At 64.0% G+C, this 11,616-nt stretch carries 11 protein-coding genes; 8 read left to right on the top strand and 3 right to left on the bottom strand.

The features are described from left to right. Positions 1–5 precede the first annotated feature (5 nt). Entirely contained in the window at positions 6–806 is an 801-nt protein-coding gene (locus CH275_RS12715) for an alpha/beta fold hydrolase (protein ID WP_094678516.1), read from the top strand. After that, positions 803–1,951 (top strand): PP2C family protein-serine/threonine phosphatase, encoded by a 1,149-nt coding sequence (locus CH275_RS12710; protein WP_256990995.1) that lies wholly within the window; start codon positions 803–805, stop codon positions 1,949–1,951. Before CH275_RS12715 ends, CH275_RS12710 begins: the two co-directional genes overlap by 4 nt. On the opposite strand, the gene CH275_RS12705 is transcribed toward CH275_RS12710, so the two are convergent. The 3 genes from CH275_RS12705 to CH275_RS12695 all read right to left on the bottom strand — a co-directional run bounded on the left by CH275_RS12705 (position 1,928) and on the right by CH275_RS12695 (position 4,700). Continuing rightward, positions 1,928–2,287 (bottom strand): STAS domain-containing protein, encoded by a 360-nt coding sequence (locus CH275_RS12705; RefSeq protein WP_094678514.1) that lies wholly within the window; start codon positions 2,285–2,287, stop codon positions 1,928–1,930. The genes CH275_RS12710 and CH275_RS12705 overlap by 24 nt on opposite strands. 69 nt (positions 2,288–2,356) lie before the next feature. Then, positions 2,357–3,688 carry an MCE family protein gene (locus CH275_RS12700; protein ID WP_094678512.1) on the bottom strand — a complete coding sequence of 444 codons (1,332 nt, stop codon included), beginning with the start codon at positions 3,686–3,688 and terminating at the stop codon, positions 2,357–2,359. Positions 3,689–3,809: 121 nt separating this feature from the next. Next, positions 3,810–4,700 (bottom strand): LysR family transcriptional regulator, encoded by an 891-nt coding sequence (locus CH275_RS12695; protein WP_179276120.1) that lies wholly within the window; start codon positions 4,698–4,700, stop codon positions 3,810–3,812. An 84-nt stretch (positions 4,701–4,784) separates the two neighbouring features. On the opposite strand from CH275_RS12695, the gene CH275_RS29205 reads away from it, so the two are divergent. The 6 genes from CH275_RS29205 (at position 4,785) to CH275_RS12660 (ending at position 11,615) form a co-directional block, all read left to right on the top strand. Then, positions 4,785–5,687, top strand: coding sequence for a LysR family transcriptional regulator (locus CH275_RS29205; protein WP_179276119.1), 903 nt, complete (start codon positions 4,785–4,787; stop codon positions 5,685–5,687). 226 nt (positions 5,688–5,913) lie between these two features. Further along, positions 5,914–6,930 (top strand): polyprenyl synthetase family protein, encoded by a 1,017-nt coding sequence (locus tag CH275_RS12680; protein WP_094678767.1) that lies wholly within the window; start codon positions 5,914–5,916, stop codon positions 6,928–6,930. Next, complete coding sequence (locus CH275_RS12675) at positions 6,927–8,219, top strand: class 1 isoprenoid biosynthesis enzyme (protein WP_094678508.1); 1,293 nt, start codon at positions 6,927–6,929, stop codon at positions 8,217–8,219. Before CH275_RS12680 ends, CH275_RS12675 begins: the two co-directional genes overlap by 4 nt. Further along, complete coding sequence (locus tag CH275_RS12670) at positions 8,216–9,226, top strand: fatty acid desaturase (protein ID WP_094678506.1); 1,011 nt, start codon at positions 8,216–8,218, stop codon at positions 9,224–9,226. Before CH275_RS12675 ends, CH275_RS12670 begins: the two co-directional genes overlap by 4 nt. Then, positions 9,217–10,098: a methyltransferase family protein gene (locus tag CH275_RS12665; protein ID WP_094678504.1), complete on the top strand. Its 882-nt coding sequence runs from the start codon at positions 9,217–9,219 to the stop codon at positions 10,096–10,098. The genes CH275_RS12670 and CH275_RS12665 overlap by 10 nt, the downstream gene beginning before the upstream one ends. Next, on the top strand, positions 10,074–11,615 hold the full coding sequence (locus CH275_RS12660; RefSeq protein WP_094678502.1) for a flavin-containing monooxygenase: 1,542 nt from the start codon (positions 10,074–10,076) through the stop codon (positions 11,613–11,615). The genes CH275_RS12665 and CH275_RS12660 overlap by 25 nt, the downstream gene beginning before the upstream one ends. The last annotated feature ends 1 nt before the right edge of the window (position 11,616 follow it).

The following is an 11,616-nucleotide window of genomic DNA, read 5'->3' as shown; positions in this document are numbered from 1 at the left end:
TGCGGGTGAACGCGCGAACCAAGAACAACGTCAGGGTCGTCGGGGCTGCCGACGGTCCCGTCGTGATGTTGGCTCACGGGTTCGGCTGCGATCAGACACTCTGGCGTTCGGTCACCGACATTCTGGCTCCGGATTTCTCGGTTGTGCTCTTCGATCACGTCGGCTCAGGAGCCTCGGACCCGTCGGCCTGGGATGCCGACAAGTACGCGCCGCTCGACGCCTACGCCGAGGACATCGTCGAGATCGTCGAAGAACTCGACCTCCGCAACGTCACGTTCGTCGGTCACTCGGTGGCGTCGATGATGGGTGTTCTTGCGGTTCAGGCGGCTCCCGAGCGGTTTTCCAAGCTTTTTCTCCTGACGCCGTCTCCGCGTTATATCGACGATGGCGACTATCGCGGAGGCTTCAGCCGTGAGGACATCGACGAATTGCTCGAATCATTGGACAGCAACTATCTGGGCTGGTCCGCGGCGATGGCACCGATCGTCGTGAATGCACCGGATCGGCCGGATCTGGAGAACATGTGGACCGCCAGCTTCTGCCGAACCGACCCGTCGTGCGCACGGGTGTTCGCCCGCACCACATTTCTGTCCGACAATCGCGCTGATCTGGCCGGGGTAGCACTGCCCACGACGATCGTCGATTGCGCGCGAGATTCGTTGGCTCCGCCTCAGGTCGGCAGATACGTCCACGAACACATCGCCGGCAGCACCCTGAAGACGCTCGACGCCAGCGGACACTGCCCGCACGTCACCGAACCCGAGCAGACCGCCGACGCGATTGCGACCTTCGTGAGATCGTCGTGATCAACGAGCTCGACGTCGAGGACCTCTACGAGAACGCGCCGTGCGGCTATCTGTCGGTCTATCCCGACATGCGGATCGCGAGACTGAACGCGACGCTGGCGGGTTGGCTGGGCTTCGACGTCGACACATTGATCGGCACGGACTTCACGGAGTTGCTGACCGCCGGGGGCCGCATTCACTACGAGACGCACTTCGGCCCCATCCTGCGGATGTACGGCCAGCTCGACGGCATCGCGCTCGATTTCGTGACCTCCGATCGTCGTCGGCTGCCGGTGTTCATGACCGCGAACGTCAAGACCGACGAGTCCGGCACTCCCGTACTCATCCGCATCACCGCTCTCGACGCCCGGGATCGGCGCACGTACGAGCGTGAATTGCTCGAGTCCCGCACGAGGGCAGAGCTGCTGGCGAAAACGCTGCAGCGGTCGCTGCTACCGCCGAGCCTGCTACCGCCGTCGGGAATGACCGCGGCGGCTCACTATCACGCGGCGTCGAGCGACGAGGTGGGCGGAGATTTCTACGACCTGTTTCCGCTCTCCGACGACCGGTGGGGGTTCTTTCTCGGCGATGTATGCGGCAAAGGTGCCTCGGCAGCCGCCGTGACCTCGTTGACGCGATACACGCTGCGCGCGGCTGCTGTCTACGACCATGACCCGGTTGCGGTGTTGCACAACCTGGATTCGGTCCTGCGTCAGGAGTTTCGCGAGAACAACGCGCAGTTCTGTACGGCTGTCTTCGGAGTGCTCAGCCGGTCCACCGGGGGATTCGAGGTGTGCATGGCCAGTGGCGGTCATCCGCCTCCCCTGGTGATGCGCGCCGACGGTAGCGCGCACTACGTCCACATGACCGGCGGTCAGCTCGTGGGAATCCTCCGCAATGCTCGCTTCGTGCCGGCCACGGTGACGTTGAACCCCGGCGACACCTTGATGCTCTACACCGACGGCCTCACCGAGGCCCGGGTAGGTCCGGATCGTTACGACGACAACGGCGCACTGCTGGATTTCGCGACCGAGCATGCTCCCGCAGCTCCTGGGGTTCTGATCGACCACCTGCGACGGCTGTTGAACAGTTTCGGCGACGGTCTGGTCGACGACGCTGCGGTGATGGCTCTCGGTGTCTCGTCAGTCGAGAGCGGCGAGCGCTGACGCCAAGTTGGCGTGCAGTGTGAATTCCTGGTCCAGGCCCATCAACTTGATCGGACGGCTCGTCGTCGGTCCGTCGGCGACGACCGAGAACGCCAGGTTGTCGCCGTGGTCCTTCTGCGTCGTCGCCAGTACCGTCATCGCCGCCGAGGCCAGGAACGACACGGCCGACAGGTCGATGATCAGTGCCGAGGGCGACGACTCGACCTGCTGATCGACGGCGGTGGCGAGGGTCGGTGCGGTGGTGATATCGAGCTCGCCGGACACCGCGATGACGGCCACGCGACCATCGTTGCTGGACTGGATCGAGAATGCGGCGGCGTTCGTGTCGGCTGGCATGTATGTACTCCTGAATCGTTACCCGCCGCGCTCGTCGACGGGGGATGCGAACCATTCAATCAGTAGGGACTACTGGAAGGTGACCTGCGTTCCCCTCAGCGCAGGAGCGCCGAGCGTCGTCGTCCACGACGGGACGGCATCGGGCTCGATTCCGTTGGCTCCGCCGTAGAGGACGGCCAAGGTCTGCTGCTCGGTGACCGAGCCGGCGTACGAGGCGGGCACAGGCGAGAGCTGTGGTGCCGCGAGGACCGGGATGTCCTGTTCACCGGGGTTTCTCGACGGCACCTGATACGAGCCGTCGTTCGGTGAACCGCCCGGATACTGGGGGAAGTACTCCCCGGCGTAGCGATCGAGGGACGAGTAGCAGCTCGGGCCGCGTTCCTGCTCGAACAGCCTCGGTTCGTCCTGGTTCGGTAGGTACCGACCCTTGGGGTTGACGAAGGGCATCGACACGTTGATGCCGGGATACTCGTCACCGTCTCCCAGTAGGACCTTGCCGCGCCTGGCACCCTCGGCGAACTGAGCGACGGTGCACCCGAGAGCCGGGGAGAATTCTGCGAACACCTCGAGCGCCTCACGCGAGTTCGCAGCCAGACCGATGACGTTCGCGGAGTTGGCGGCGAGGAAATCGGCGGTGGTACTCGAGGCCGACGTCAACGAGGCGTACAGCGTCTCGAGGGCCGGTCGCTTCTCGACGACGGTGTTGCCGGTGGTCCGCAGGTTGTCCAGTGCATTGATCAGCTCGGGTGCGGCGTCGGCGTAGGTCTGCGAGAAGTCGGCCAGCCCGCGCAGGTCCTCTTGGATGGCGGGCAGTTCGGTGTTGAGCCCGGCAAAGATGTTCTCGAGTCGGTCGATCGTGAGGCCGATCGTCTCGCCCCGCCCGCTCAGCCCCTGTGCCAACGCGCCGAGGGTATTCGAGAGGTCCTGTGGCGGCACGGCTTGGAGCAGCGGCAACAGGCCGTCGAGCACCTGCCCGACCTCGATGGCGTTTCCGCTGCGATCCTGTTTGAGCACCGTGCCCTCGGTGATGGGCGACGCCGGCGTGCCGTCGGGCAGGATCAAAGCGACGTACCGCTCACCGAACAGAGTCTTGGGTAGCAGCCGTGCGGTGACGTTCGACGGAATCATCTCGGCCACGTCGGGTTCGATCGCCAACTCCGAGGTGACGACGCCGTCGGTCGTGGTGGCCGATCGAACTTCGCCGACGATCATGCCGCGCACCTTGACGTCCGCGTTGCGGGGAAGTGCGTTGCCGACGCTGTCGGTCTCGAGAGAGACGGTCACGACGTCCTTGAACGTCTTGTTGTACGACGTGACGCTCCACCCGACGAACACGACGATGAGCACGACGAGACCGAGCCCGAGAAGTCGGTTCTGCACCGGCGAGGGGGAGCCGGTCACGGGAAGCACGGATCGAGAGCGTCAACCATGCCGCGAACATTAGTGGTACATGACGTCACACTTACTACTTCCCGACCGCTTGTGAGATGCACGTATCAACGGCAAAAATTTGAGACGCAGCTCACTCTCCCGTGGCAGACCGAGCCCATTCGATGAACTGTCGGGTCGCGGGGGATTGCTCACCGGTCCTGTGCATCAGGGTGATCGAGTAGGTCAGCGGCGGCGTCAGATCGATCGACCGGAGATGGGCGAACGCGGCGAGGGGCATCGAGCTCGGTACGAGTGCAGCACCGACACCGGCGTCCACCAGGCTCGGTATCGTCAGAACCGGCGCACCGGTCAGTACCGTGTGCGGCCGCGCGCCCGACCGTCGAAGTCGTTCCAGTGCATGCGCACTCGTGGTCTCGACGGTGCCGGCGATGAAGGGGAACTCGCCCAACCAGTCGAGTTCGTGGTGATCGGTGATCCGAACATTCGACTGCGTCCATGCGGCGGGGACGATCAACGTCAACTCCTGGCGTCCGACATGGATGCCGACCAGGTCGGGCGGAGTGGGAAGGCGCGGAATCAACGCCAGCTCGGCAGCGCCGGATCGCAGGGATTCCATTGCCGCCGTCGCGGTCTCGACGCGTGCGATGTGCACGTTCAGGCGCGGCCGCCCTCGTGTCACAGATGCGATCATGGTGGGCAGAACCGGTCCGGTGTCGTCGGCAGGAGCCGACACCACCACCGCCCCCGCCCGGCCGAGGGCGGCGTCGACGGCAAGGGCAGAGAACAGGTCCAGATCGTCGACGACGCGCCGGGCAGCGCGCACGATCTCTCGTCCCGCATCGGTCGGCACGAGCCGTGTACCGCGCCGCTCGAAAATGGTCACGTGGGTCTGCTCCTCGAATCGGGCGAGAGCGCGCGAGAGAGTGGACGGACTGAGCCCGAGTCCGGTTGCCGCACCGCTCATCGAACCCGCGTCGGCGACGGCAACGCACTGCCGAAGTAGCCGTGAAGAAAGTTCCATCGCGTCCCGTCTGTCGATGCCATCGGAAGGCACCCGACGTACCCCCTGATGCTGCAGCTCCACCGAAGTGTTCACACTGATGCCGTGAACGTCACCACTTCGATGCTCGTGTGCTTCGTGGCCATCGTCGACGAGCATGGACCCAGTAACGCGGCTCGCGCACTCGGGGTGAGTCAACCGACGGTGTCCGCCGCCGTGCGAAACCTCGAGACCGAGCTGGGTGTCGAGTTGTTTCGCCGTGAGGCCAATACGCTGGTTCTGAGCCCCGAAGGTGCTGCCCTGCTACCACTTGCGCGCCGAACTGTACTCGACCATCGGGCGGTCGAGCGAGTGGTCGACGAACTGAGCACGACGCATCCCGGCGACGCGCCACCGACCGTACGCGTCGGACTGTCGGATCGTTCGGTAACGCCCGACCTCATGGCGGCATTCGTCGCTGCGCGACCGGGATCGAGAATCGACGTCGTGTCGATCTCCGATCCTGCGGAAGCGCTGGCGCAGGTTCGGATGGGTCAGATCGACTGCGCGGTGGTGCCCGATTCCGATGCGGCCGACGACCTCGTCCACGAGTACTTGCCCGATGACGTTCTCGTACTAGCGCTTCCACCGGGATCGGACAACGTCGTCACCCTCGGTCGGCTCGACGCGGCCGTTCCGTTGGCGATCGTTGCGCAGACACATCGCGTGGGCATCGGTGTCGTCGACGTTCTGGCTGGATTCGGGATCGTGGCGACAGTGGTGTTGAGCGGGGTGTCGCAGCAGGCACTGCCCGGTCTCGTCGCCCACGGTATCGGCGCCGCCGTCATGAGCGAGTCGATGGCGCGATCGGTGACTGCCGCAGGCGGTGTGGTCGTCCCCTGGCCGGGGCCGCCGTCGGAGCGCACTGCGCTTGTGTACTCTCCCGATTGGGTAGCGCCGCTTATGAATTCGTTCATCGATCAACTTGTTGCCGGCCGGTCGGTAGGTGCAAAAACGAATCAGTCGTGACCGACTGTGCGTTTTGGCTATGGCTCTGCGTCATTCCGCTGCTTCGGCTGGCTGTCGGTGCCCTGTGTCACTTAATGTGGCGCGCAGCAGGATCAGGGGGCGATCGGCGGGGGAGTATTCGTGGACGGAAAATTGCGGAGACAGGTGTGTTTCTATGCGGACGCACCTCTGAAGAGTCTATCGAAAGTGTTGCCTGACAACGCTCTACGCATGAGCGGTGTTGTCCATGGTTGCTGATGCCATGGGTCTGGAGTGGGCGTCGCCGGCGAAGGCCGATGCCATCGTCATCTCGGCACAATTGTGCCATGTCGACGTAGCTATGAATCGTATTCTGGAGCCGCACAGCTCGTTTCGACCGATCTACGATCACGTTCTCTCGATACCGGGAAAGCGTGTGCGCGCCGGGATGGTACTCGCATGTGCGCAGCTCGTCCCGGGTGCACACGCGGTACCGTTGCACGACGCCGTCGACATCGCGGCTGCGATCGAGATGTTGCACGAATCCTCACTGATACACGACGACATCTGTGACGGTTCGTTACTTCGTCGCGACAATGATTCCGTTGCAGCAGCATTCGGTGTTCGAGTGGCGGCGTGCGCAGGCTTCCACCTGGCAGGTACCGCACTGCGGGAAGTCGCGAGAGTGCTCGACGCCAACCCTTCGGTGTTCGCCCGAATCGGTCGCGCCGCCGGAGTGACGTATCTCGATCGGTTGTCGGAACTCTCGTACGGTCAGTTGATCGAAACCTTGCCGCCGGATCTCGAGGACGGTGCGCTCAGGAGGCACTACCGCGCGGTCGCCGGAGCCAAGACCGGGACTCTGTTCAGGCTCGCCTGCGCCTACGGCGGTACAGCAGGCGGAATAGACGACGATGGACTGCGCAGTTTGATGACCTACTCGGATCATCTGGCACTGGCATTCCAGATCATGGACGACGTCCGCGATATCGAGGGCGGGCCGAACCTGGGCAAGGATGCCTGCGGGGATCTCGAACGCAGAGTGCCTACCTGGCCGGTGATCGACTGGCTGTGCGCCGATGTCGAGGCGCGGAAGATGTGGCTCGACGAGTCGGCGTCCGGCCGCGACCTGCAGGCCGCCTTGACGCACAGCGGAGCACTCGACAGCGCCCGTGAGTTCGCCGAATCCGCGAGGCGGCAGGCGTGCGTCGCAACCGAGTGTTTCGTCGATTCGCCTGCGCGAGAGCACTTGCGGGCACTGGCCCGACGGGTCGTGCTCCGGTGAAGCCCGCCCGTCTGCTGATCCTTGCCCGCGGCGTACGAGATCTTCGACGTGCGGTCGATCCGTCGGCGCTCCTGCGGGCAGGTTCGCCGGACGAACTCGCCGAATCGGCATTGATACCCGCCGCCCGAAATCTGGCCGTGGCAATCGATCTGTTGCCGGAGGTGCAGCGGACCGAATCGATTGCCGCTGTTCTGGCGTGCCGAGTGCTCGACGCCTACGAGGACCTGTACTGCGGTTCCGCGGGCGCGGCGACGACGGTGATCGCGGCGGCCCGCTATCTCGTGGGCGACGACCCGGTTCCGCCGCCGCCGTTGCATGCGCGAGTACTGCGTGAGAGTGATGCGGTGGATTCGGTTCTCGCCGAACGGATCGACGACGTGCGGGTGTTGATCGAACGACTGCCGGCCGCCGGACGTGAACGCGTGCGGGAGCTACTGATCGACGTTGCCACCGCGATGGCAGACAATCTCGACACGCCGATGTCGCGGGTCACGTACGGCGAGAGAGTCCTCGGGCGTGTCGTGGTCTATGCATGCACGGTGATCTGCGACAACGACCCGGATGCCACCGACGACGATGTCACCGAGCTGGCCCACTGTGTGGGAGCCGCGGCGCAACTGGCGAACGATCTCCGCGATCAGGAACTCGAGCTGTACCGGGTGGGTACCAGTGCCGAATTGACCCACGAGATCGTATTGCGTTTGCTGACACCGGCACTCGGCACGTTCGCTCTGTTGTCGCATCTCGGTCGGCGAACCCGAAGCAAGGGTGCCAGGGCGGCCGTCGCCTACATGTCGATCACCACGACCGCATTCTTCTGCGGCGCGGTCGGAGTGCGAAGTCCGTATTCCCGGAGGCTGCGTCTGGTCGGTGCCGTGGTCGCGGCCACCGGTACCGACCGATGGGAGGTCATGCTCGATCGCCTGCGTGAGTCGGTGGACAGAACGGTCGAGTTCCTGCTCGACTCGTCGACCCAGGGCGGGCGGGAGTCGCCGGACAACCTGTTTCCGCGCATCGATGCGCACGCCCAGGGCACCTCGATGGGCTCGATCGTCGTGGACTCGGTGATGGCGCTCGTCGACGGGCTGCCGGCCGGAGCGCTGTCCGGCGAACTGCCCGGCGACCAGGTACGCCGAATGATGATTGCCGATCATCTCGCGTTCGGGTCGCTCGAGCGTATGCAGCCCGGCGACAGCAACGCCATGCACCTTCTCGGCACCCGGTTTCAGACGGCTGCGATGTCCCGGACGGCACCGCATCTCCCACTCGATTCTGAAAGGCAATCATGACTGCGGTGACACCCAGGAACGAGACCGGATCGACCGGCGAACCGAAGGATCCGATCAGCAAGCGCATCTTCCGTCTGGAGAATCCGGCGAACGTGGGCCCGCTCGTCCACGTCGCGCTGTGGCTCGGGCTCCTTGCCTTCGGACTGTTCGCGCCGATCGCCCATCGCTGGTACGTCGCGGTGCCCGTCGTACTCGTCCTGACCCTGCTGAGCTTCTCCTTGACCATCGGGGTGTTGCACATGCACACCCACCGACCACTGTTCGTCTCGCGGCGGGCCAATCGAGTGGTGGACATCCTGTGTTCCCTCCCTGCCTCCTTGACGGCGGCCGAGATGCGCGAGGTGCATGTGCTCAACCATCACCGATACAACGACGGCCCAGGAGACGTGACGTCCACCGAGGGCCGGGAGCACGGTCTGGGTGCCGTCGGATATTGGATTCGGTACGGCTCGATCGTCAAGATGCACACGATTCGCGAGTTGTTCGCCACCGGGGTGTCGGACGCCAGACGTAAACGACGTCGGCAGTTCTCGTTCGATTGTGGTGTTGCACTGACCTTCATCGTCGTCGCCTGGTACTTCGCCGGGACGGGTCCGTTCGTGGTGTTCTACTGGATCCCGTTCCTGATCACGCAGGTCAATTCCGGGTACTTCGCATGGCTCACCCATGCCCCGGCACGAGGCTTCGAGGACGACCCGAGCAAGTCGCTCAACACGGCCGGGAACTGGCTCAATTTCTTCATCTTCAACCAGGGGTATCACAGTGTGCACCATCGCTATCCCGGTGTGCACTGGAGTGTCATTCCGGACAAGCTCGTGTTCATGCGCGACGTGGAGCCTGAGGTGATCGTCCCGTACTGGATGACGATCCAGTCCGCATGGCGTCTGGCGATCCCTGGCGCGTTCCTCGATGCGAAGTACGGTGAGCGTTGGAAGGCCAAGCTGGAGAGCAAGATCGAAGCAGGCACCGTACGGCCGCGAGTTCTGCGCTGGTTTGCATGGATCTGATTCCCCGGCCGCAGGTCCGGGCAACGCTGCATGATCGAGCTCGGCTGTTGCCCTTTCTCGTTGCCCTGACCGGCTACGCGATCGCCGGCATCACGGTTCCGTTGCTGTTGCTCTTCTCCGGCGATCGGCTGCTGCCCAAGACGGTCGATGACGGACCGCATCTGTCGCCGTGGGTTGCAGTCCCCATCGACCTGGCGCTCATTGCGCTGTTCGGCCTACAGCATTCGGGTATGGCGAGACCGTCGTTCAAGGCGTGGCTCACCCGACGGGTACCCGAGGCGCTCGAACGCACCGTGTACATCGTCATGGTGAGCGCGGTGGTCTGGGTTCTCGTCCTGGCCTGGCAGCCCATCCCGTACCGGATCTGGTCGATCGACGGCGTTGCGGGCCGTGTTCTCGACTCCGCCTTCTGGGTGGGCGTACTTCTGGTCTACGCAGCGACACTGTTGCTCGACCACTTCCACCTGCTCGGCCTGCGACAGGCATACCGCGAGTACGTCATCCGGATTCCCGACGCCACCGCGGATCGACTACAGGTCCACGGACCGTATCGGTTGGTGCGTCACCCGTTGATGACCGGACTGCTGCTGACCTTCTGGGCCGCGAGCGAGATGACGGCAGGCCATCTGCTGTGGGCCGTCGGCCTCACCGGTTACATCCTGCTGGGGACTGCGCTCGAGGAACGGGACCTGCTGGCGAGGTTCGGCAGTTCGTACCGCGCCTACGCCGCTCGGGTACCGGCGTTCTTCCCGTCTCCGAGGCAGGCACTACGCAGAATGCCACGACCTGTCGAGTCGGAGCAGTCCGACGCCGACACCCGACGCGATACCGAAAGTGATTCCACACCATGGTCATCCACGACACCGCAGTAACTCGTCCGCACCTGTCCGATGCTGCTTCGACTCCTGTACGCGAGGTGGAGATCGCAGTGATCGGCGGAGGTGTCGGCGGGATCGGGCTCGCAGTGGCACTGCGCAGACGCGGTATCGAGGACTTCGTGGTTCTCGAACGCGGCAACGACTTCGGTGGAACCTGGCGCGACAACACCTATCCGGGTGCCGCGTGCGATGTTCCGTCGCACCTGTATTCGTTCTCTTTCGACCACAATCCGAACTGGTCGCAATCGTTCTCGACGCAGCCGGAGATCCAGGACTACATTCTCGGTGTCGCCGACCGGCACGACATTCGAGAGAAGTTCTCGTTCGATCACGAACTGATCGCAGCCGATTGGGACGAGCCGACGTCGCGGTGGACGCTGGCCACAACTCACGGACCGATCAGTGCGAAGGTAGTGGTCTCGGCCATGGGGGCACTGTGCGAGCCGAACATGCCGGACATCGAGGGGCTCGACCGGTTCGACGGCCCGGTCTTCCACTCGGCGCAGTGGGACCACACCGTCGACCTCGCACACAAACGGGTGGCGGTGATCGGTACCGGAGCATCGGCCATTCAGATCGTGCCCGCAATCGCGGGCACGGTTGCCCATCTCGATCTCTTCCAGCGGACGGCACCGTGGATCTTCCCGAGGCTGCTCCGAAAGTACAGCAAGCTCGAGAGGTTCGCCTTTCGTCGAATTCCCGGTCTCACCAGCGCCTTTCGGTCGATTCTCTACCTGCTGCGAGAGATCTACGCGATCGTGCTCATCAAGTTTCCCCCGGCGACCGTCGGCCTCGGCCTGATCGCGGCGGTCAAGCTGCGGATAGAGGTGAGAGACCGGGCCCTGCGAGCTCAGGTCACTCCCGAATATCGCGTCGGCTGCCAGCGGATGTTGTCATCGAACGAATACTATCCGGCCCTCGGTCGCGAGAACGTCGACGTCGTCACCTCCGGGATTGCCTGCGTGCAGAAGGATGCGATCCTGACGGTCGACGGCACCGTGCATCCGGTCGATGCGATCGTGGTCGCCACCGGCTTTCGCATCACCGACTCGCCGGCATTCGAGCTGTTTCGCGGCCGGGCCGGTAAGACGTTGACCCAGATATATGCGGAACAGGGAGTGTCGGCCTACAAGGGCACCGCGGTGGCCGGGTTCCCGAACATGTTCGTCATCCTCGGACCGAACTCCGGGCTGGGCTACTCCTCGGCGATCTTCATGATCGAATCGCAGATCAATTACATAGTCGACGCGGTTGCCGCGGTACAGGATCAGCAGATCACCAGTGTCGAGGTGCGTCCCGAGGTGCAGGAACGCTACAACAGCGACCTCCAGCGAAAGATGAGCAAGAGCGTCTGGGTCACCGGTGGATGTCGAAGTTGGTTCCTGGACAGCACAGGTCGGAACATCGCGTTGTGGCCCGATTTCAGCTTCAGGTTCCGCAGGTTGCTGCGGACCTTCGACCTCGAATCCTACGAGACGACGCCGCGCCGCCTGGATGACAACCACCGGTGAC

Source organism: Rhodococcus sp. 06-235-1A (assembly GCF_002258785.1).
Taxonomy (GTDB): Bacteria; Actinomycetota; Actinomycetes; order Mycobacteriales; family Mycobacteriaceae; genus Rhodococcoides.
This window is presented reverse-complemented; position numbering and strand designations above follow the sequence as displayed.

Coding starts and splice junctions, on each gene's coding strand:
- CH275_RS12705 (WP_094678514.1), bottom strand. CDS start 2,287: ATGCCAGCCGACACGAACGCCGCCGCATTCTCGATCCAGTCCAGCAAC.
- CH275_RS12665 (WP_094678504.1), top strand. CDS start 9,217: ATGGATCTGATTCCCCGGCCGCAGGTCCGGGCAACGCTGCATGATCGA.
- CH275_RS12680 (WP_094678767.1), top strand. CDS start 5,914: ATGGTTGCTGATGCCATGGGTCTGGAGTGGGCGTCGCCGGCGAAGGCC.
- CH275_RS12670 (WP_094678506.1), top strand. CDS start 8,216: ATGACTGCGGTGACACCCAGGAACGAGACCGGATCGACCGGCGAACCG.
- CH275_RS12660 (WP_094678502.1), top strand. CDS start 10,074: ATGGTCATCCACGACACCGCAGTAACTCGTCCGCACCTGTCCGATGCT.
- CH275_RS12695 (WP_179276120.1), bottom strand. CDS start 4,700: ATGGAACTTTCTTCACGGCTACTTCGGCAGTGCGTTGCCGTCGCCGAC.